Source organism: Nitrospirota bacterium, assembly GCA_037386965.1.
Lineage (GTDB): Bacteria > Nitrospirota > Thermodesulfovibrionia > Thermodesulfovibrionales > JdFR-86 > JARRLN01.
The window spans coordinates 1-20,748 of the sequence record JARRLN010000050.1; the positions used below are offsets into that span (position 1 = coordinate 1).

The 20,748-nt window shown below is 64.9% G+C and carries 19 protein-coding genes; 10 read left to right on the forward strand and 9 right to left on the reverse strand.

What is annotated here, in order from left to right; translation table 11 throughout:
- On the forward strand, positions 1–558 hold a 558-nt coding region (locus P8Y39_08290), incomplete at its 5' end, for an NAD(P)H-flavin reductase (GenBank protein ID MEJ2192334.1).
- A gap of 79 nt (positions 559–637) precedes the next feature.
- Here the strand turns inward: P8Y39_08290 and P8Y39_08295 are convergent.
- From P8Y39_08295 to sdhC, 6 genes are all read right to left on the reverse strand, one after another.
- The gene (locus P8Y39_08295; GenBank protein MEJ2192335.1) at positions 638–1,318 is read right to left on the reverse strand and encodes a response regulator transcription factor; all 681 of its coding nucleotides are present in this window, start codon (positions 1,316–1,318) and stop codon (positions 638–640) included.
- Positions 1,315–4,380, reverse strand: a complete 3,066-nt coding sequence (locus P8Y39_08300) for a PAS domain S-box protein (protein MEJ2192336.1) — start codon at positions 4,378–4,380, stop codon at positions 1,315–1,317. Before P8Y39_08300 ends, P8Y39_08295 begins: the two co-directional genes overlap by 4 nt.
- 106 nt (positions 4,381–4,486) lie before the next feature.
- Positions 4,487–6,574 carry a thioredoxin domain-containing protein gene (locus tag P8Y39_08305; protein ID MEJ2192337.1) on the reverse strand — a complete coding sequence of 696 codons (2,088 nt, stop codon included), beginning with the start codon at positions 6,572–6,574 and terminating at the stop codon, positions 4,487–4,489.
- 192 nt (positions 6,575–6,766) lie between these two features.
- Positions 6,767–7,147: a DUF1992 domain-containing protein gene (locus P8Y39_08310; protein ID MEJ2192338.1), complete on the reverse strand. Its 381-nt coding sequence runs from the start codon at positions 7,145–7,147 to the stop codon at positions 6,767–6,769.
- Positions 7,148–7,150: 3 nt separating this feature from the next.
- The gene (sdhD, locus tag P8Y39_08315; protein ID MEJ2192339.1) at positions 7,151–7,477 is read right to left on the reverse strand and encodes a succinate dehydrogenase, hydrophobic membrane anchor protein; all 327 of its coding nucleotides are present in this window, start codon (positions 7,475–7,477) and stop codon (positions 7,151–7,153) included.
- Entirely contained in the window at positions 7,474–7,827 is a 354-nt protein-coding gene (gene sdhC, locus P8Y39_08320) for a succinate dehydrogenase, cytochrome b556 subunit (GenBank protein ID MEJ2192340.1), read from the reverse strand. Before sdhC ends, sdhD begins: the two co-directional genes overlap by 4 nt.
- Positions 7,828–8,159: 332 nt before the next feature.
- On the opposite strand from sdhC, the gene P8Y39_08325 reads away from it, so the two are divergent.
- From P8Y39_08325 to P8Y39_08335, 3 genes are all read left to right on the forward strand, one after another.
- Positions 8,160–9,581: an NAD-dependent malic enzyme gene (locus P8Y39_08325; protein MEJ2192341.1), complete on the forward strand. Its 1,422-nt coding sequence runs from the start codon at positions 8,160–8,162 to the stop codon at positions 9,579–9,581.
- Positions 9,578–11,317, forward strand: a complete 1,740-nt coding sequence (gene sdhA / locus P8Y39_08330; GenBank protein MEJ2192342.1) for a succinate dehydrogenase flavoprotein subunit — start codon at positions 9,578–9,580, stop codon at positions 11,315–11,317. Before P8Y39_08325 ends, sdhA begins: the two co-directional genes overlap by 4 nt.
- A 128-nt stretch (positions 11,318–11,445) precedes the next feature.
- On the forward strand, positions 11,446–12,156 hold the full coding sequence (locus P8Y39_08335) for a succinate dehydrogenase iron-sulfur subunit (protein ID MEJ2192343.1): 711 nt from the start codon (positions 11,446–11,448) through the stop codon (positions 12,154–12,156).
- Positions 12,157–12,164: 8 nt separating this feature from the next.
- Here P8Y39_08335 and P8Y39_08340 read toward each other — a convergent pair whose 3' ends face one another.
- Entirely contained in the window at positions 12,165–12,716 is a 552-nt protein-coding gene (locus P8Y39_08340) for an OsmC family protein (GenBank protein ID MEJ2192344.1), read from the reverse strand.
- Between the two features lie 223 nt (positions 12,717–12,939).
- Here P8Y39_08340 and P8Y39_08345 point away from each other — a divergent pair, with 223 nt between their 5' ends.
- The 3 genes from P8Y39_08345 (at position 12,940) to P8Y39_08355 (ending at position 15,848) form a co-directional block, all read left to right on the forward strand.
- Positions 12,940–13,500, forward strand: a complete 561-nt coding sequence (locus P8Y39_08345; GenBank protein ID MEJ2192345.1) for an OsmC family protein — start codon at positions 12,940–12,942, stop codon at positions 13,498–13,500.
- Positions 13,501–13,636: 136 nt separating this feature from the next.
- Positions 13,637–14,221 carry a cytochrome P460 family protein gene (locus P8Y39_08350; protein MEJ2192346.1) on the forward strand — a complete coding sequence of 195 codons (585 nt, stop codon included), beginning with the start codon at positions 13,637–13,639 and terminating at the stop codon, positions 14,219–14,221.
- A 223-nt stretch (positions 14,222–14,444) separates the two neighbouring features.
- The gene (locus P8Y39_08355; GenBank protein MEJ2192347.1) at positions 14,445–15,848 is read left to right on the forward strand and encodes a class II fumarate hydratase; all 1,404 of its coding nucleotides are present in this window, start codon (positions 14,445–14,447) and stop codon (positions 15,846–15,848) included.
- 168 nt (positions 15,849–16,016) lie between these two features.
- On the opposite strand, the gene P8Y39_08360 is transcribed toward P8Y39_08355, so the two are convergent.
- Positions 16,017–17,108, reverse strand: coding sequence for an alkene reductase (locus tag P8Y39_08360; GenBank protein ID MEJ2192348.1), 1,092 nt, complete (start codon positions 17,106–17,108; stop codon positions 16,017–16,019).
- Positions 17,109–17,155: 47 nt separating this feature from the next.
- Entirely contained in the window at positions 17,156–17,572 is a 417-nt protein-coding gene (locus tag P8Y39_08365) for a peptide chain release factor-like protein (protein MEJ2192349.1), read from the reverse strand.
- 308 nt (positions 17,573–17,880) lie between these two features.
- On the opposite strand from P8Y39_08365, the gene P8Y39_08370 reads away from it, so the two are divergent.
- From P8Y39_08370 to P8Y39_08380, 3 genes are all read left to right on the forward strand, one after another.
- Positions 17,881–18,096, forward strand: a complete 216-nt coding sequence (locus tag P8Y39_08370) for a DUF1328 domain-containing protein (GenBank protein MEJ2192350.1) — start codon at positions 17,881–17,883, stop codon at positions 18,094–18,096.
- A 293-nt stretch (positions 18,097–18,389) separates the two neighbouring features.
- Positions 18,390–19,748 (forward strand): HD domain-containing protein, encoded by a 1,359-nt coding sequence (locus P8Y39_08375; GenBank protein ID MEJ2192351.1) that lies wholly within the window; start codon positions 18,390–18,392, stop codon positions 19,746–19,748.
- Positions 19,745–20,470: a hypothetical protein gene (locus P8Y39_08380; protein MEJ2192352.1), complete on the forward strand. Its 726-nt coding sequence runs from the start codon at positions 19,745–19,747 to the stop codon at positions 20,468–20,470. Before P8Y39_08375 ends, P8Y39_08380 begins: the two co-directional genes overlap by 4 nt.
- Positions 20,471–20,748: the final 278 nt, after the last annotated feature.

A 20,748-nucleotide genomic window follows, 5' to 3' on the forward strand; every position in this document is an offset into this window, starting at 1 on the left:
GCCAATGCGCCGCACCACGATGAACTGCTGGAGTTCCATATCCGCCGTATTGAGGGTGGTGAGTTCACCGACCATGTCTTCAATGAGATGAAAGAGGGTGACATCATCCGCATCGAGGGGCCCAAGGGCACCTTCTTCCTGCGCGAGGACTCCGAGCGTCCCATTATCATGCTGGCTACCGGTACCGGTTTCGGTCCGATCAAGGGGATGATCGAGCACATGGTGGCCGAGCAGTCGAGCCGTCCGGTCTATGTCTACTGGGGGGCACGTAATGAAGCCGATCTGTATGCGGACAATGAGATCCGCGGCTGGGCCGATAGCTTCCCCAATATTCGCTACCGTCCGGTACTCTCCCAGCCCGATGCCGGCTGGAATGGCCGCACCGGTTATGTGCAGGATGCAGTAAGCGCCGACTTTGAGGATCTGGAGGGTTTCGAGCTCTATGCCTGTGGTCACCCGGCGATGGTCTACAGCGCCAAGGATGCTCTCGTCGCCCGCGGCATGGATCCCGATCACTGCTACTCCGATGCCTTCGAGTGGGCCAAGGACAGTAAATAACGAAGCTCCTACGAAAAAGGCCGGTAATACCGGCCTTTTTTTATTCTCCATCAGGGGGCGTTCTGCTGCCCCCTCTCCCCTACTTCGTTACAGCTATCGGTTCGCCAAACAGATATCCAATACCGTGCACTGTTTTAATGGGGATGGTGTAATCCTCGGTGGTAAAGCGGCGGCGCAGCCGGGAGATCTGAATATCGAGGCTGCGTGTCTCTGGGGAGTAGCCAGGAATACCTAGTGCCGTGTAAAGCTGTTGTCGCGTCACCGCCTCCCCATGGCTAATGGCAAGTGTGCTGAGGATCTGCAGTTCGGACTTTGTCAGATCATGCTGTGCCCGGTCAGGTGTCGTTAATATCCAGGTGGTGGTGTTCAGTGACCACGGTGTCCCGGTCTCACTGGTGCGGCGCGGCTGGAGGTTCTGTATGACCGCGAGCAACTCACGGATATCGACGGGCTTGGGCAGGTAGTCATAGGCGCCCAGGCGCACCGCCTCGGCCGCCGTCTCGATGCTGGGGGCGCCGGTGACCATCACCACGGGGGCGCAGAGCCCCCGCTCGTGGACCTCTCCCAGGAGCTCCAGGCCGGTCCTTCCCCCCAGGAGGATATCGGCCACGATGAGGTCGAAGTCCTCCCTCGTGAGGGCCGCCACCGCCTCGTCGTAACCCCGGGCGGCCACGGGCTCGTAGCCCTCGGCCTCAAGGAACCGCCCGAAGGTGTACCGAATGTCCTCCTCGTCGTCGATGACCAGAACTCTGGCTTTCATGAATTCCCTCCGGCAGGAAGTTCGACAACGACCCGGGTGTACCGGCCCTCCTCGCTCTCGATGCGAAGACGGCCGCCCAGGTCGGCGATTATTCCGTGGCTTATGCTCAGGCCGAGGCCGGTCCCCTGGCCCTGCGGCTTCGTGGTGAAGAAGGGATTCATCACCTTCTCCCGGACCGAAGGGGGAATGCCCGGCCCCTGGTCCAGAAAGGCGACCTCCACGAGGGAACGGTCCTCACGGAGCACCGTCCGCCCCCTTATGGCGAGGGCCTTGCCGGGGTCCTGCCCCGGATACTTGAGGTTCAGGGCGTACCGGGCGTTATTGATGATGTTGAGGAAGACCTGCTGGATGCGCTGGGGGTGGACGAGGACGGGGGGAAGGTCATCGGGCATCTCCACGGACAGGGCGACATTATGCTTCTTCAACTGGGCCTCCGAAACGGCGAGGGTGTCCATGAGGATGCCGCTTACCGGGACCAGGGACTTCTCCTCCTTCTGCTCGCGGGCGAAGGACAGGAGGCTCCGGATGATGAAGGCGATGCGGGAGCCCTGGTTGAGTATGCGGCCGGCGATGTCCGAGACGTCCTTCTCGCCGCCGTGCTCGTCCAGGACGAGCTGGGCGTAATTCATGATGGCGTTGACCGGGTTGTTTATCTCGTGGGCGACGCCCGCGGCCAGCTCCCCCAGGGAGGCCAGGTGGGCGGCCCGGAGCGCTTCGGCCTGAAGCCTCACCTTCTCCGTAACGTCGCTGACCAGGCAGAAGAAGCCCTTCGCCTCTCCCTCTTCCCCCCGGTGGGGGATGAAGACCGCGTGGACATGCCGCGGGGTCTCCTCTCCCGGAGAAAGGGTGCCCTCGTAGAAGGCCTCCTCGCCCGCCAGGGCGCGCTCAATATGGGGGCGGAGGGCCGCGTAGTCCTCCTCGCCCATCACCTCCCGCATGTGCCGCCCCAGGGCCTCGCCCGGCCTCCGGTAGCCCCAGGTCTGGCAGGCCTTGTTGACGAACTGGTATCGCTCACCGCCGTCGACGTAGGCGATGAGGGCCGGCAGGGCGTCGGTGACCAGGCGGAGCTGCTCTTCCGCCCGGCGCCGCCTGAGCACGTCCCGGTGAAGCTGCTCGTTGGCCGCCTCGAGCTCCAGGGTGCGCTCGGCCACCAGCTCCTCCAGCCGCACGCGGTGGTCCTCCAGCTCCCGCTCCGTCCGCTTCCACTCCGTTATGTCGGTGACCACCCCGAGCACGGCGGGCTCTCCCTGAAGGCGTATGGAGCGGGAAGAGATGATGGTTTCCACCCGCCTGCCGTCGCTGGCAAGGAGGGTGTACTCCCCGGGCTCCACCTCCTGGCCCCTCAGGTGGCTCTGGAGCGCCCTGCTCGCGACCTCGACACTCTCGGGGGCCACGACGCGGAGGTAGTTGAAGTGCGGGGCATAGGCCTCTCTGCGCGAAAATCCCAGGAGCTCCTCACTCTTTCTGTTGGTGTAGAGAACCCGTCCCATCCCGATGATGAATATCATGTTCGGCGACTGCTCGGCCAGGATGCGGAACTTTTCCTCCGACTCGCGGAGACACTCGGTGGAGGCCGTGAGCTCCTGCGTGCGCTCCCGAACGAGGTCTTCGAGGTTGTTGCGGTGACGAGCGAGCTCCTCCTCGGCCTCTTTCCTGTCGGTAATGTCGATATGGGAGATGACCGCCCCGCCCCTTTTCGCCCTGAGGGGGCTCGCGCCCAGCATGAACCAGCGCCGCCCCTCCGGGGTCTCGCTCCGGCACTCACAGGCGAAGTGCTCCCGCCTGCCCGCAAGGACGTCCTCCACCCTGGCGGCGATGTCCCCGTCGGGCCGAGGGCCCCAGACGGAGGCAAAGCGGCAGGCGTCCAGGTAGTTGGCTCCCACGGCGGCATGGGCGGCGACAGAGCGGCTCTCCCGCGAGGCAAAGCGCTCCCATGCCTCGTTGACCGCGATGACCGTCCCTCTTTTGTCCACCACCGCGATGTGCACGGGCAGGGAGCTCAGGACGGCCCTGTTGAAAAGGTCGCTGGAGCGCTCCAGGGCCTCCAGCATCTCGTTCATATCCGCCGTAAGCCCGGTTATCTCGTCCAGCCCGGAGAGCTCAAGCCGGGCCGAGGGGTTGCCCCCGGCCCGTATGGCCCGGGCGTTCTTGCTCAGGCGGGTCAGGCGGGAGAAAATGGCCCCCTCCAGGACGACCCAGAGGAGAAGCCCCGAGACCAGCCCCACCACAAGCACCGAAACCCGGAAGTACCGCACCGTCTTCTCCCAGTGCGGCAAAAAGACGAAGGGAAGCTCCGCGCGAAGAACGAGGACCGGCTCGCCCCCGGGTGCCCGCAGAAGAAGACGGCCCACCGTGGAGCCGTCCCCGGGGGGTGAGAGGTAGACGTCCCGGTCCTTCCCGCCCGCACGCTCCTCCTTCAGAAACTCCGGCTCTCCCTCCGGGCCGGGAAAGGGCCGGGCCGCGAGGGAGGCAGGGGGCAGTCCGGCCCGGCGGGCTATCTCTTGGACCGGAAGAAGGCGGCCCAGGACCAGGGTGCCCCGGTAAAGCTGCGGGTCGCCGGCGGCCGGCAGGGGGTGCGATGCCACAAGGAGGGGCCCTTCGGCAAGAAGGAGCGAGCCCCGCAGGGGCTTCGGCCTTGCCCCGGTGCCCGAAGCCACGGTCAGCAGTGGAAGCTCCCGGGCGAGCTCCCCGGGCAGGGGCTTTGTACCACCGCCCGGCCTGCCGGCGTATTTTACGAAAAACGGGGCCCCCGAGGCATCCACGCAGGTCACCAGGGCAAGGCCGGAGCCGGCGGCCGCTTCTCTCGAGGGATGCCCTCCGGCGCGGGTGCACATCCGCGGGGCGAGCTGCTCCCAGGCGGCCCACCTCGCGGCCTCGCGGTCAAGGCTCTCAAGCTCTCTGTCGACGACGCCCAGAACACGCTCCATGCGGCCCAGGGCCGACCGGCTTTCAAGCGCTTCGAACCCGCCGGTGAGCATCCGCCGCGAGGCCGCCCACAGGAACCCGAGGAAAACAAGGTAGGCCGCCGCGATGGAAAGCAGGGTCTTGTCCCTCAGTTTCATGGGCCTCCCGTGCCGGTCCGGTGCGATGGGTTTTCACGGCGGGGTGTCCCCGTCTCAGCCCCGGGCTGGGAGGTGCCCCTCAAGGCGTCTTTCCAGGAAAAACGGCTCACGAAGCCTCTCCAAGGAGCTCCAGCATCCGGCCTGTGTCCGTGGTGGGAAGCTCGCAGGCGAACTCCCGGCAGACATAGGCGGTGGCCCGACCCCCGGACGTGGCCATCTCCCGGGTAAACCCGGCCAGCCCGGCGATGGGGGGCTCTTCCTCACCGGAAGGGCGCAGCACAACGACGGCGTTGGGGATGAAACGGCTCCTCAGGGCGGAGAGCATCTCCCGGGTGTCGGGGGCCCCCGGCCCGCCCACCACAACAACCTCATGGGACGGTCCCAGGGCGAAATCCAGGGCCGCCAGAAACTGCATGTGGGCAGAGGGGCTCTCGCGTACGTTTCCCGCCAGGGCCTGCTCGAGCTCCACCGCCCTTTCCTCGAGCGCCCGGCGGCCGGTCAGGCGGGCCAGCCTGAGGAGGTTGAGCATGGAGACCGCGTTTGCCGAGGGGACGGCCGCATCGTAAAATTCCATCTTCCGCACGATGAGGGGCTCGGCGTAATCGGCCGTGAAGTAAAACCCCCCGGTGTCCTCTTTCCAGAAATGGCGGACGAACTCCTCCATGAGCTCCAGGGCCCTCGTGAGGTGCCCGGCGTCGAAGTCCGCCTCGTAAAGCTCGATAAGGCTCCAGATGAGAAAGGCGTAGTCGTCGGCGTTGGCCGGGACGGCGGCCTCCCCGTCCCGGTAGCGGTGAAGGAGGCGCCCCTCCTGGTCCCTCAGACTGCCGAGGATGAACCGCACGGCCCGCCGGGCCGCCTCGGCATAATCATCCTCGCCCAGAACCTGTGCCGCCCGGGCCAGGGCCGCCGCCATAACGCCGTTACAGTCGGCGAGGACCTTCTGGTCGGTATCCGGTGGCCTCCGGCGTCCCCGGGCCTCAAGGAGCCTGCCCTTGAGGTTTTCCAGATGGGCCTCCGTTACACCCGCCCCGGCCGCGGCCTCGCCCGGGGGCTCCTTGAGATGGAGGACGTTTTTGCCGGTCCTTTCCCCCTCCACGGGGTCGATGACGTTGCCCTCCTCGGTAAGCCCGAAGACCCGGGCAAAAAGGGCTGCGTCCTCCTCGCCCAGGACCTCCCGCACCTCCTTCATGCTCCAGAGGTAGCTCTTCCCCTCCTCGCCCTCGACATCCGCGCTCTGGGCCGTGAAGAAGGCCCCCTCGGGGGACGCCATTTCCCGAAGGACGTAGGAGAAGACCTCCCGGGCGGTCCGGGCAAAGAGCTCCCTGCCGGTGGCCTGGAACGCTTCCAGGCAGGCCAGCGCCAGGAGGGCCTGGTCGTAGAGCATCTTCTCGAAATGGGGAAGGAGCCACTCACGGTCGGTGCTGTAGCGGTGGAAGCCACCGCCCAGGTGGTCGTACATCCCCCCGAGGCGCATGCCCTCCAGGGTGTGCTCCACCATCTTCAGGGCCCGGGGCTCGCCCTTTCTCTTGCCGTAGCGCAGAAGAAAGAACAGATAGTGGGGCATGGGGAACTTGGGCGCCTCGCCGAACCCGCCCCAGTCGAAGTCGAAGATGCGCGAGAGGCCCTCGAAGGCCGTGTCGAGGACGCTCTCCCCGAGCCTCCCGCCGGGGATGTTGCCCGAGGTTTTCAACAGGGAGGCCGTTACCTCCTCGGCGGCGTTCAGGACCTTGTCCCTCTCCGTCTGCCAGAGGGTCTTGACCCGGGGGATGAGCTCCATCATCCCGATGCGCCCCCTCATGCTCCTCTTGGGGAAGTACGTTCCTGCGAAGAAGGGTTTTTTCTCCGGGGTCATGATGACCGTGAGGGGCCAGCCGCCGCTTCCGGCCATCATGGTGCAGACACTCATGTAGACGTTGTCGATGTCGGGGCGCTCCTCGCGGTCCACCTTCACCGAGACGAAGGCGTCGTTCATCAGGGAGGCGACCTCCGGGTCGCTGAAGGACTCCTCCTCCATGACGTTGCACCAGTGGCAGGTGGAATAGCCGATGGAGAGGAAGACGGGCTTGTCCTCCTTCCCGGCCCGCTCGAAGGCCTCCCGGCCCCAGGGGTACCAGTCCACGGGGTTGGTGGCGTGCTTTTGCAGGTAGGGGCTTTTCTCGTGGACGAGGCGGTTCGGACGGCTTTGCTCAGGCATAAAGGGGCCTCCTTGCACGGGATTCCCCCCGGGAGGGCCGCAGAGAAGCCCCTCCCGCCCCCGCCAGGTCGGCGCCGGCCACGCCCCGGATAGCCTGAGAGTAGCAGAGCAGAACATAATGTCAAACCATTCTAAGGACCCGGCGAAGAAAAGTCCGTAACTCTGCGCACTCCAAAGATGCCGGAGGAAGGGTCAGGCTTTCTTCTTGTAAAGCCTCTCGAAGAGAGCCTGCTCGTAGGCGGGAAAGGCATCGAGGTTCACGGGCCTCGCGGGGCGCATGAGGTTCAGCTCGAGAATCTTGCGGTTCATCACGCGGAGGGCCCGGAGCCTCTCCTGGTCGTCGTCGATGCTCTCCACGAGGGTGCGGAGCGACATTATCTCGTTTTGAAGCTCCAGCTCCGGCGGGATGCACCCGGCGTTCTTGAGCATGCGGTAGGCCATGCGGAGGTCCTCCGGGACGAAGGCGTCCTCGCGAAGGTCCAGGGGCTTGCCGGCCCCGGGGAGGTCGACGAAGGCCCCCTCCTCCGAGGCCTTTCTGATGCGCTCCTCGGCTATGCGGGCGATGGCACGCATACCTTATGCTAGCGTAAGGACGTAAAGGCCCACAACCCCCAGGCCCCCGGCGGCTCCGAGGAGGATGCTCTTTACCGCGCGGCGCGAGCGCCCCTCGTGGATATACTCATCGGCCATGCCCCAGAGGCCCCCGAAGCCGTGGTAGAGGGCCGCGGCCAGAAACAGAATGTCGAATGCCATCCACCAGGGGCTCCGAAGACGGGCCATGACGGCTTCGTAGCCCAGGTTCTCCTTCAGGGCAACGTGCATGACGTAGAAATGCAGGGCCAAGCCCAAAAAGAGCAGAACGCCGCTTACCCGGTGAAGAAACCAGGGCAGGGCGCCCTTCACGCCTGCCCCCCGAAGAGGACAAAGGCCCCGGCCACAAGCACGAAGGCCCCCAGGGCCATGCCCCCGTAGAAAAGAGGCTTCTGCGTCCGGGTGGGAAGGCCCAGCTCAAGGAGCGTGACCCTGAGGCCGTTCAGGCCGTGAAGCAGCACCAGCGCCAGAAGGCCCAGCTCTCCCGCCTTCACCAGAGGGTGCTTCATGAGGGCCATGAGGGCGGCGAACCGCTCCGGGTCCCGCAGGCTGGCCAGCACGTGCATGTGCAAAAACAGGTAGCCCGTAAGGGCCGCCCCCGCCAGGCGGTGCAGCATCCAGGCAAAAGAGCCCGTGCTTCGCTTGTACCGGAAAGGAATCATCCCTTCCCCACCCTCATGCCCCCCGCAGGCGGAGACAGTTTATCCCCGTCATCCCGAACATGGCCCACTCAGAGAATTACCAACCGGTTACTTTTATCTTCGCATTGAAGCCTTGGAGATACCTCATGTTCCATTCACCTTAGGACATCGATATGTGAACTATATCACGCTCCCGGTAGTATATATGCACCGGCCCCGCAGGCCAAGCTAGATGTGAATACGTAAGCGGCGCGACGACACAGGCTCATGACGATAAACCCTTTGCGGGCGTCTCCAACCCGGCCGGAGGGTGCTATACTCATATGACATCGTGGCCAAGGGAGGCGCCCCGCATGCGATACCCCAGCCCCAGCTACAGCATCACCATCCGGGTGGAGATAGAAAACCGCATCGGCATGTTCGCCCGCATCGCCTCGGCCATAGGCGCGGCCGGAGGGGACCTGGGGGCGGTGGACATCGTCCGGGTGGAGAAGGGCAGGATAATCCGGGACATCACGGTCAACGCCCGGGACGCCGGGCACGAGCGGGCCATCGTCCACGCCATCAGGGAGCTTGACGGGGTGCACGTCCGGAGGGTGATGGACCGGACCTTCTCGGCCCACCAGGGCGGGAAGATAGAAATCCACAGCCGCTTTCCCGTCAGGGACCGCTCGGACCTCTCCATGGTCTACACCCCGGGGGTGGCCCGCGTCTGCCAGGACATCGCCAGGAGCAAGGAGCACGCCTACCGCTACAGCATCAAGGGCAACGCCGTGGCCATCGTCTCCGACGGCACGGCGGTCCTGGGGCTGGGGGACATCGGCCCGGAGGCGGCCATGCCGGTGATGGAGGGCAAGGCCATGATATTCAAGGAGTTCGCCGGCATCGACGCCTTCCCCATCACCCTGGCCACCACCGGGGTGAAGGACATCGTGGCCACGGTCAAAAACATCTCTCCGCCCTTCGGGGGCATCAACCTCGAGGACATCGCCGCCCCCCGGTGCTTCGAGGTGGAGGCCCGGCTCCGCGAGGCCCTGGACATCCCCGTCATCCACGACGACCAGCACGGCACCGCCGTGGTGGTGCTGGCCGCCTTCATCAACGTGGGAAGGCTCCTCAAGAAGGACGAAAGGAAGCTCAAGGTGGTCATCGCCGGGGCGGGGGCGGCCGGGATGGCCACGGCCGGGATACTCCTGGCCCATGGGGTGAAGGACATCGTCGTGGCCGACAGGGCGGGGGTCATCTACGAGGGAAGGCGCGCCCGCATGGACCCTTACAAGAAGGACCTGGCCAAAAGGACCAACCCCCGCAGGGTAAAAGGGACGCTCAAGGATGCCCTGCGCGGGGCGGACGTCTTCATCGGGCTTTCGGTGCCGGGCATCGTGGGCGTGCAGGACGTCAAGGCGATGGGCCCGGAGCCCGTGGTCTTCGCCCTGGCCAACCCCGAGCCCGAGATAGCGCCCGAGGACGCCATCCAGGTGGCGCGCGTGCTGGCCACCGGGAGGTCGGACTATCCCAACCAGATAAACAACATGCTGAGCTACCCGGGCATCTTCCGCGGGCTCCTGGACGTGCGGGCCACGGGGGTGAACGAGCAGATAAAGATAGCCGCCGCGGACGCCATAGCCCACGTGGTGCAGGCCGAAGACCTGCACGAGGACTACATCGTCCCAAGCATCTTCGAGAAAAGAGTCGTCCAGGCCGTGGCCCACGCCGTGGCCGAGGCGGCCCGGAAGGCCGGCCTGGCCCGTCCGCCCCGCCACCATCAGGCATGAGAAGGCACCTCACCAGGCATACCCTCGACGCCGTCGTCATCGGCTCCGGCCTGGCGGGGCTGAGCGCGGCCATCGAGGCCGCCCGGGCGGGCTCGGTGGCCGTGCTTACGAAGCTCTATCCCACCCGTTCCCATTCCGGGGCGGCCCAGGGGGGCATAGCCGCCGCCCTGGGCAACGAGGAGCCCGACAGCCCCGAGTGGCACCTCTACGACTCCGTCAAGGGAAGCGACTTTCTGGGCGACCAGGACGCCATCGAGGTGATGTGCGAGGACGCGGTGCGCACCGTCGTAGGCCTGGAGCACATGGGGGTGCCCTTCTCCCGCACGCCGGAGGGAAAGATAGCCCAGAGGCGTTTCGGGGGGCACACCCGGGACTTCGGGGCCGCCCCCATCCGGAGGGCCTGCTACTCGGCCGACCGGACGGGCCACGCCATCCTCTTCGCCCTCTTCGAGCAGAGCGAGCGCGCGGGGGTGCGCTTTTTCCCGGAGTTTCAGGTCCTGGACATCGTGCTCGGGGACGGGCGGTGCCGGGGCGTCATCGCCCTGGAGATAGCCACCGGCCAAGTGCACGTCTTCAACACCAGGGCTGTGCTTGTGGCCTCGGGCGGATACGGCCGCATCTTCAAGACCACGAGCAACGCCCACGCCTCCACCGGAGACTGCCTGAGCATCCTCTATAAGGCGGGGCTTCCCCTGGAGGACATGGAGTTCTTCCAGTTCCACCCCACCGGCCTGTACCGCCTGGGAATACTCGTTACCGAGGGGGCCCGCGGCGAGGGAGGCGTCCTTCTCAACGGCCGGGGGGAGCGGTTCATGGAGCGCTACGCCCCCGCCATCAAGGACCTGGCCCCCCGGGACATGGTCTCCCGGGCCGTCATGACCGAGATACGGGAGGGCCGGGGCATCGGCGGCAGAGAGTTCGTGCACCTGGACCTCAGGCACATCGAAAGAAAGGTACTGGAGGAGCGGCTGCCGGAGATTACGGCCTTCTCGAAACTCTACATGGGCATAGACCCCGCCGAGGCCCCCATACCCGTGGAGCCCACGGCGCACTACGCCATGGGAGGCATTCCCACGGACCGGGATGGCAGGGTCCTCGCCGACGAGACCGGCCGCACGGTGGAGGGCCTTTACGCCGCCGGGGAGTGCGCCTGCCTCTCCGTGCACGGGGCCAACAGGCTGGGGTGCAATTCCCTCCTGGACACGGTGGTCTTCGGGCGAAGGGCGGGGGCGGCCATGAGGCCGGCCCTGGAGGAATTGCCCCGCGGGGAGGTGGGCCGGGAGGATACGAGCCGGGCGCGGGAGCGCATCGAGAGGGCCCTCAACTCCCGGACCGGGGAGCGGCCCGGGGCGGTACGGGCGGAGCTAGAGAGGACCATGATGCAGAGCTGCTCGGTCTTCCGGAGCGCCGGGGGGCTCACGGCCCTCGCGGGGGAACTGGCGGACATCAAAGAGCGGGCGCGGTTCGTAAGCCTTCAGGACAAGGGACGGCGGTTCAACACCGAGCTTCTGGATGCCCTGGAGCTTTCTCACCTGGTGGACCTCGCAGAGGCGGTGGTCCACTCCGCCCTGGCCCGGACCGAATCCCGCGGGGCCCACTTTCGCGAAGACCATCCCGCAAGGGACGACAAGGAGTGGCTCAAACACACGTTCGTCTACAAGGCCGGCAAAGGCGTACGCTGCGCCTACAAGCCCGTGGCCGTCACCCGGTTTCAGCCTGAGGAGCGAAAATACTAAAAAGGGAGGACCAGTCCCTTTTTGACCCCTTTCCCCCAACAATGAAAGGGATTGCCAGGAGAATGTGAGGCCATGACCAGGGGCTTTTCCCCTATCGGAACGCGGCAAGCCAGCGTGAGAAGCTCTCCATGACCAGGGATTATGTCTTCAGGATAAGACGGTTCGACCCCGAGGGCGAAGCCGTCCCCCGGTGGCAGGAGTACGCCCTTTCGATGGAGCCCGGCGAGCGCGTCCTGGACGGGCTTTTGCGCATCAAGGAGACCCTGGACGGCACGCTCACTTTCCGGCGCTCCTGCGCCCACGGCATCTGCGGGTCCTGCGCCGTGATGATAAACGGCCGGAACGCGCTGGCCTGCCAGAGCCTCCTCGGGGACCTTCCAGGCCGGCTCACCCTGGAGCCCCTCCCCGCCCTTCCCCTCGTCAAGGACCTGGTGGTGGACATGGAGCCTTTCTTCAGGCTCAACGAGCTGGTCATGCCCTATCTGATAAACACGGAAGAGCCCCCCGAGCGGGAGAGGCTCCAGGCCCCCGGGGAGCAGCTCAAGGTGCTCCAGTCCATCACCTGCATCATGTGCTCCTGCTGCACCAGCGCCTGCCCCGTCTACTGGTCGGACAGGGAGTACCTGGGCCCGTCTGCGCTCCTGAAGGCCTACCGGTTCATCTTCGACAGCCGCGACCGGGCCGAAGGCGAGCGGCTCCGGAAGGTCGCCAACCCCCGGGGGCTCTGGCGCTGCCACAGCATTTACAACTGCGTCGAGGCCTGCCCCAAGGGGATTGACGTCACCCGCCACATCACAGAGATGAAGCGCCTGGCCGTCAGGCGCAGGCTCCGCGGGTAAACCCCGCGCTACATCTTCTCAACCTCGATGTCCACGCTGGTGCCGTGGGTAATCACGTCGTAGGTCGGGGAGAACTTGCAGAGGGCCTTGAGCTTGTCGGGCTTGGCGTCGCTTTTGACCTTGAACTTCACACGGATGTTCTGGTAGCCGTTGCGGACGTTCTTCTCTATGCCCAGAAAGCCCCGCAGGTCTATGTCGCCCTCCAGTTCGCTCTGGAGCTCCTCGATGACGATGCCCCGGATGGCGGCGTGGTAGACCATGCTGGTGGTGACACAGCCGGCCAGGGCGTTCAGAAGGTGCTCCACCGGGTTCGGCCCCTTGTCCGTTCCCGCAAGGACGGCCGGCTCGTCGGCCTCCAGGGTGAAGGGATGCTCGTGCGCTATATCCTGCCCTGCCGCAAAGAAGTCGGTAATCGTCGTCTGGTTATGGCCTCCTTTTATCCACCTGTTCTTGATGTGAAACCTGCTTCTCCCCAGCTCGGGCTTCCCCTTCAGGGTCTCCACCGTCTTCTGGACCGCGCCCACGTCCACTCCGTTGACCACATTCGCCTTTGTTTCCATGACGGACCTCCTGCTTTGAGCGGTGCTCTTTTTTCAACCATAGGGCAAAAGGGAGGCCCTGTGAAGCCGCAAAGCGCCGCGCCGTGACCGAGCGCCAACATTTTTCGAAAACCCGGTTAACGGGCTCAGGATGTTTTCTCTTGTAGCGCCCCGGGACCCATGATACGCTGGAGATAACAAGGGATGATGCGGGTTGGCCGGAACCCGTCACAAGGAGGCTATCATGGGAGAAGTAACGAAAGAGAAACTCAACGGGATTGACACCGAAGCCTTGAAGCAGGTCATGAGACAGATTTCCGAGGGCCCTTCGCTTGGCAAGGTGAAGTTTCAGGTGACCACGACATGGAAGGGGACGACCAAGTCCGAAACGGTCGTCCAAGGTTACGAAATCAGCGGCCAGAAGGTGAAACGCATACACAGCTTCGTCATCGACGAGCCGAAGGAGCTTCTGGGCGAGGACACCGCCGCCAACCCCCAGGAATACCTCATGGGGGCGATGAACGCCTGCATCCTGAATACCTATGTCATAGCCGCCGCCATGAAGGGCATTACGCTGGAGAAGGTGGAGATGGAAACCGAAGGCGAGCTGGACCTCAGGGGTTTCCTGGGAATCGACAAGAACATCATCCCGGGGTATGAGGAGCTGAAATACAAGGTGCGGCTCAAAGGAAACGGCACGCGGGAACAGTACGAGGATGTCCATAAGGCCGTGGTCGCTACGTCTCCGAACTATTACAACATCTCACACGCGATCAAGCTGAACACGGAGCTGGTTTTCGAATAATCGTTGCGCCCCTTGGCGCCGTGGCTTGCGGCTCTTCGCTTTCCCGTTCGGAGACGAGGGAGCGGAGCAGGCGCATGTAGTTCGCGTTCATGAGGTCCCAGCAGCCGATTGATCCGGAAGGAGGCGGCGTATTGCCATGCACAAGGCTACGAAGATGGCCGTCGTTCTTTCGCTCTTAAGCGTTCCCTTGGCCGTGCTCCTTCTCTGGCCCCCGGCGACCTTGACCGCACAGGCGGGAGTAGGCGCGGCGACATTCGACCGGGACGGCAAGCTCCTGTTTCCCTCGGACTATCGGACGTGGGTGTTCGTGGGCGCCTCGGTCACTCCCAACGAGATGAACGGCGGGAAGGCGGCATTCCCCGAGTTTCACACGGTTTACATGGACCCGGCGAGCTACGAGAGTTTCCAAAACACCGGGGAGTTTCCCGAAGGGACGGTGATGGTCAAGGAAACCCTGATGATCGGGGGCAGGAAGGCGCCCAGCGGCAAGGGCTATTTCATGGGCGATTTCGTCCTGATGGCCGCCGGGGTGAAGGACACGAAACGGTTCGGAGGAAAGCGGGCAGGCTGGGGGTTCTTCGCTTTCGGAAATCCCTCCGACCCCCAACCCAAAGCCGAGGTGTTGCCCGTTGCCCAGTGCAACGACTGCCACAGTGCGGCTGCCCAGGAGAGGGTGTTCATTCAGTACTACCCGGTGCTCCAGGAGGCGAAACCGAAATGATGCGGCCGCAGATTCGGGAGCGAGGAGGACGGGCCCGGGGCGTCCTGACCAGAGAAAACGTATTCACGCCGCTCTGAGCCCGTCTCCAGCGACCCGGGCAGCTTGCCTGTGGAAAGCGGTGGCTCGTTACCCCTTCTCCCTTCCGTCCCGGACTCGATGCCGGGAGGAAAGGGCGCTCTATTGACCCCTTCCGCCCTTACCGTCTATGATGGGAAGGGCTGAAATGGGTGAGGAAAAGAGGATAGAGCGGGACTCCCTGGGCGAGGTCGAGGTCCCCCGGGAGGCCCTCTGGGGGGCGCAGACCCAGCGGGCGCTCCTGAACTTCGACCTGGAAGGGGCCTGCACCTTCCCCCGGGTCTTCATCCGGGCGCTGGGGCTCATCAAGGCCGCCTGTGCGAAAGTTAACGGCGAGCTGGGCCTCCTGGACGGGGAGCGGGCGCGGGCAGTCAGCAACGCCGCCGAGGAGGTGGCCCGGGGTCGATGGGACGGCCACTTCCCCGTGGTCATCTACCAGACGGGCTCCGGCACCTCCACCAACATGAACGCCAACGAGGTCATCGCCCATCTGGCCTCCCGGATGCTCAAGCGCGAGGGCGCCGTCCATCCCAACGACCACGTCAACATGTGCCAATCCTCAAACGACGTCATCCCCTCGGCCCTGCACCTGAGCGCATACATCGAGACGGAGGAAATCCTCCTTCCCGGCCTTGAGCGCCTTGCCCGGGCCCTAGAGGAGCGGGCCCGCGAGCACGCCGGCACGGTCAAGACCGGCCGGACGCACCTGATGGACGCCCTGCCCGTCACCCTGGGGCAGGAGATAGGGGCCTGGGCGCACCAAGTGCGGCAGGGGATGGAGAGGATTCAGGGAACGCTGCCGCGCCTGGCCCGCCTTACCCTGGGCGGCACGGCGGTGGGCACGGGGGTGAACGCCCATCCGGAGTTCGGCAAAAGAACGATAGAGAAGCTCGCCCGGCGCACGGGCCTGCCCCTCCGGGAGACGGAAAACCACTTTGCCGCCCAGGCCGCCCAGGACACGGCTGCCGAGCTGAGCGGGCAGCTCCGCGCCACGGCCACGGCCCTCATGAAGATAGCCGACGACCTCCGGTGGCTCAACTCCGGCCCCATAGCCGGCCTGGGCGAGATAGGGCTTCCCGCCGTGCAGCCGGGCTCCAGCATCATGCCGGGGAAGGTCAACCCCGTGATATGTGAGGCCATGATGATGGTCTGCGCCCGGGTGATAGGCAACGACCTCACCGTGAGTATCGGCAACTCGCGGGGGAACTTTCAGTTGAACGTCATGCTGCCCATCATCGCCCACTACCTCCTGGAGTCCATCACCCTCATGGGCGGGGCCGCCCGCGTGCTGGCCGAGCGCGCGGTGAAGGGCTTCGTGGTCGACCGGGAGCGCATCGGGCGTTTCCTGGAGCGAAACCCCATCCTCGTGACCGCGCTCAATCCCCTGGTCGGCTACGACAAGGCCGCCGAGATAGCCAAGCGGGCCTACGCCGAAGGCCGCCCCGTCAAGGAGGTGGCCCGGGAGATGACGGACCTGAGCGAGGAGGAGCTTGACCGCATCCTTGACCCCCGCCACCTCACCCAGGGAGGGGTCGAGGACCCCCTCCCCTGAGCCTCAGGCGCGGCCTGAGCGACAGAACCTTGAAGCGGCTTGCTTCTGGCAGCGTTTCAACATGAGAGGAAAATGGGGACTGGTCCCCCTGGTCCCCCAGGCCACGGCCTGAGCGATAGAACCTTGAAGCGGCTGTTCAATATGAGAGGAAAATGGGGACTGGTCCCCCTAGGCGGCGGGGGTCAGGAAGGGGTAGTCCGTATAGCCGTGCTCGTCTCCGCCGTAGAAGGTCTCCGGGTCGGGCTCGTTGAGGGCGGCGTTTGTTCTGAACCGCTCCGGAAGGTCGGGGTTGGCCAGAAAGAGCCTGCCGTAGGAGACCAGGTCCGCCTCGCCGCGCGCAAGGACGGCCAGGCCTTTCTCCCGGTCGTACCCGCCGTTGGTTATGTAGGCGCCCTCGAAAATCTCCCGCACCCGCCTGGTCACATGATTGGGGGCGCCGTGGTTCCGCAGGCTCCCGGGGTCTATCTCCACGGCGGAGACATAGCACAGGCCCAGGCGGTTCAGCTGTCCCGCCAGGTGGGTGTAGAGTGCCCGGGGGTCTGAGTCGTGCATGCTGTTAAAGGGGTTGAAGGGCGATATGTGAACGCCCACCCTGTCCGCTCCCCAGACCTCCACCAGGGCCTCCGCCACCTCCAGGACGAAGCGCACCCGGTTTTGCACCGGGCCGCCGTAGCGGTCGGTCCTCCGGTTGGCGCCGTCTTCCAGGAACTGGCAGGGCAGGTAGCCGTTGGCGGCATGCAGCTCCACCCCGTCGAAACCCGCCCGGAGGGCGCAGCGCGCCCCGCGGCGGAACTGCTCCACCACCCCGGCGACCTCGCCGGTCTGGAGGGCCCGCGGAGTGACGAAGGGTTTAAGCCCCTGATAGGTCATGACCTCGCCCTCGGGCTTTACGGCCGAGGGGGCCACGGGCAGCTCCTCGCCGGGCTGAAGCGAGGGGTGGGAGATGCGCCCGCCGTGAAACAACTGGCAGAAGATGAGCCCTCCATGGGCATGCACCGCGTCGGTCACCAGACGCCACCCCTCGACCTGCTCCTCCGTGTGAATGCCCGGGGTGTTGGGGTAGCCTATGCCCTGCCCGGAGACCTGCGCGGCCTCCGTGACGATGAGCCCGGCGGAGGCCCGCTGGGCATAGTACAAGACGTTCATTTCCTGCGGGGCCAGCCCCAGGCCCGCCCGGTTCCGGGTCATGGGGGCCATGACCATGCGGTTTCCGAGCCTGTAGGGGCCCAGCGCGCACGGGCCGAAGAGGTCCGCTTCCATACGCTTTTTATAGAGGAGGTAAGGGGGCTTGTCAAACGGGACAGGCTCTACTCTTCGCTTTCCACGGGAGCCCTCAGGCGCTTCTTTCCGGCCTGCTGCCTCTTGGCCTCGAGGACCTTCTCCTTCGCCCGCCGGGAGCGCCGCCGCTTCTGCCGGCGTATCCGTGCCGCCCGCTGGGCCTCGCGGCTGGCCTCCCCCTTCTGGATGGCCTCCAGCCTGTCGGCCAGGATGACCCGGGCCCGGTAGCGGTTCAGCCCCTGGGAACGCTCCATCTGGCATTTCACCTCCAGCCCGGTGGGGACGTGCCGCAGATACACACAGGTGGAGGTCTTGTTGACGTGCTGCCCTCCGTGGCCTCCCGAGCGTATGAAATGCTCCTGGACGTCCTCCTCGCGGATGCCCAGGGCCTCCAACCGCGCGAGGAGGGCCTCTTCCTTTTCAGCACTGACGGGAAACCTGCCCATACTCTATGATATCATCCCTTGCGCAGGCGGCCTTCCTTCGGTACGATGGAGGAAAACCGCAGCGGAAAGGATAATGCGATGACAGCCTGGAAAAAGCTTCTGGCAGCCCTGTTCTGCGGCATGCTTCTTCTTTCCTTTGCCGCCTGAAAGAGGGAAGAACCCGCCGGACAGGCGGGTGCGGACAAGGCCGCGCATATGCTTCAGAACGAAGCGGGGAAGCTCCACAAGGAGACAAAGGAATCCGCCCGGGAGGTAACAGACGTTGTCGAGGACGCCACCCGCTGAGGTAGGCTTGGCCGGGCGATAGAGTGCTTTACTGCGCGGCCGTCTTTCTTGCCATAGCCGTTATCGCTGCGGTCCTGGGCTTTACGGGCCTGGCCCTGGCCCTGGCGTGGCTGGCGAAACTGCTTTTTTTCGTCTTCCTGATCCTGGCCGTCCTGTCCTTCGCCTGGGACCTCAGGAAACGCAGGAAGAGGGGCAAGCCGGATGGGCACGGGGAGGAGCCCCGCCGCCCGGAGAGGTGAAGCCATGTCGATGTGGAAAATTCTGATACCGTTTTCCCTTGGAGCGCTCCTGGCCGCTCTTCTCCTCCAGAAGAAAGAGCCCTTCGCCCCGCCGGGCCACCGGACGGGGTCCCGTCAGCACGAAGAAGCAGAACAGTCCGGAAAATAACCTTTTTTCTGCCGCTCCCTTCCCAACCGGCCTGAGGATGGCGCGCCCGAGGCCCGTTTGCCGCACCGCCAGGGTGTGATTTTCGTTACGCTTTTCTTCGCTGGTCATTCTATAATAGTGGACGCTTTATGCAGGGGGTTGTTCCATGCGCATACGGGTGACCGGGGGCATACGGTTCAAGCTGGGGGCGTTGATCCTCCTGCTCGTCTCCCTGGTCACCGCGGCATCCTCGGTCATCGTGGTCGGCATCATGGACCGCTTCGTCCTCAGGGAGCTCCTGCAGAAAGGGTTTTCCATGGCAGGCAACGCCGCCACGGCGGCGGGCTACAGCCTTCTTTCCGGAGACACCCTGGCGCTGGACAACCTGACGGGCAAGCTCAGGGAGGCCCAGGGAGACCTCCTCTTCGTCGCCGTCGTGGACAACGAAGGCGTCATCCGGGCCCATAGCGACGTGGGGAAGAGCGGGTACCGTTTTTTCGACGTCTCGGGTGAAACCCTCCTGGCCAAGGACGACGGAGGCGAGGCCCGAAGGACGTTCCGGGAGGGAGCCCCCGCCTACGAGTTCAAGGTCCCCATCCTCTTCGCGGGCAAGAAGCTGGGTGCTATCGACCTGGCGATAAAGGCCGATGCCGTCCTCGCCGCTCAGGCGGACGCCCGGCGAAAAATCCTCTTCGTCTCCGTGGCGGTCCTTCTGCTGGGGGCCCTGGGGACGTTGCTCATATCGGCCGTCATCACCACCCCCGTCAAGAAACTCTCCGTGGGAGTGTCCGAGCTGACCGGGGGGAACTACCACGAGATTCCCGTGGTATCCAGGGACGAGCTGGGGGAGCTGACGGCCAATTTCAACGAGATGGCCCGGGTCATCACCTCCCAGAAGGGAAAGCTCGAGGACGGCGCCCGGGAGCTGGAGGAGGCCTACATCTCCACCGTGCGCCTCCTTGCCACGGTCATTGACGCCCGGGACGACTACACCCTGGGGCATTCCACCCGCGTGGCGCGCTGGAGCCTGCTGGTGGGCGAGAAGCTCGGCCTCACCGAGGAAGAGCTCAGGGACCTGGAAATAACCTGCATGTTCCACGACGTGGGAAAGATAAAGACCCCCGACCACATCCTGAACAAGGAGGGCCCCCTCACCCCCGACGAGCACCTCACCATGATGAGGCACACCGTGGACGGGGCGACCATCCTGATGGTGGTGGAGTCCCTGCACAAGTACATACCGGCCGTCCTGCATCACCACGAATGGTACAACGGGAGCGGCTACCCCGAGGGCAGGGGCGGGGACGAAATCCCCCTGTTCGCCGCCATCATCTCGGTGGCCGACGCCTTCGACGCCATGACTTCCTCCCGTCCCTACCGGACCGCCATGCCCAGGGAGCACGCCATCGGCGAACTGATGAAATTCGCTGGCACCCAGTACAACCCCCGCATCCTGGAGGTCTTCGCCCAGGTCCTCAGGGAACAGAGCGGGGGGCGGGTAAAGACCTTCCTGAACCGCCCATGAAAGCCCTGACGAAAACAGCCGCCCTCGTCCTTATGCCTCTGGCCTTCGCCCTCCTGTCCTGTAGCGTCCTCCGGCCCCCCACGGCGCCGGAGGGCGTGCACGAGGACGCGGCCGCGCTGCACGCCAAGGAAGTGGAGAGGAAGCTCCAGGCCCTTCTCAAGCAGAAGCAGTATCGTCAGGCAATGGCGGTGGTCAGAGAGGAGCGGGCGGCAGGGGCCCCAGCCGGCGCCTACGTCGAATACCAGGTGGCCTCCCTCAACGGTCTGCTTCAGAGCGGACTGGGGAAGTTCGATGCCCGGGATTACGGGCAGGCCGGCCTCATCTTCCGGGAGGTCCTGGAGAACTATCCCCCCGAGGGTCCCTTGCAGAAAGGGGTGCGGCACTCGGCGGAGGAGATGAAGTCCCTCATAGAGGTCTGCTCCAAGAAGCTCATGGAGCAGGGCCTTGTCAGGTACCGCGAGGGGAATCTCAACGGCGCCGTCGCCCTCTGGAGAAAGATCCTTGAGTTCAACCCCGGATACGCCGAGGCCGAGCGCGCCATATCCACCACCACCATTCAGATCAGGAACCTGCGGGCCATACACTGGAGGCGCAGCAGTGCTGCGTTGAGGACGATTTATCCTTTACGACGCCGTATGCCGCCATTTAGGCCTCTTGCAGCCAGGGGTCCCCGAAAAGTCGCAAGACTTTTCGGGGCTGAGCCGGAAGCAATTGTGAGATAGGTTCTAAGGCCCCCGCCGCGGAGTTCCGTGAAGCCCGACGAAATCCTCGCCCTGCCAGGAGAGGGATTCCGGCGGGGACGTCCCCGGGCGGCGCTCCTTTTGTGATTGCACCTGTTGTTTTTCCATCGCTTTTTCCCGTATCGTACCATTGACGCCGGGGAACATCTGCGCCCCCGGGTTTTGAGCTATGGGATTCCTTTATGACAAAGGTGCGTCCCTCTGGATGGACGCGGCACTTTATTTCTTCACGGCACTCCTGGCCTTTCTGCTCCTGGTGG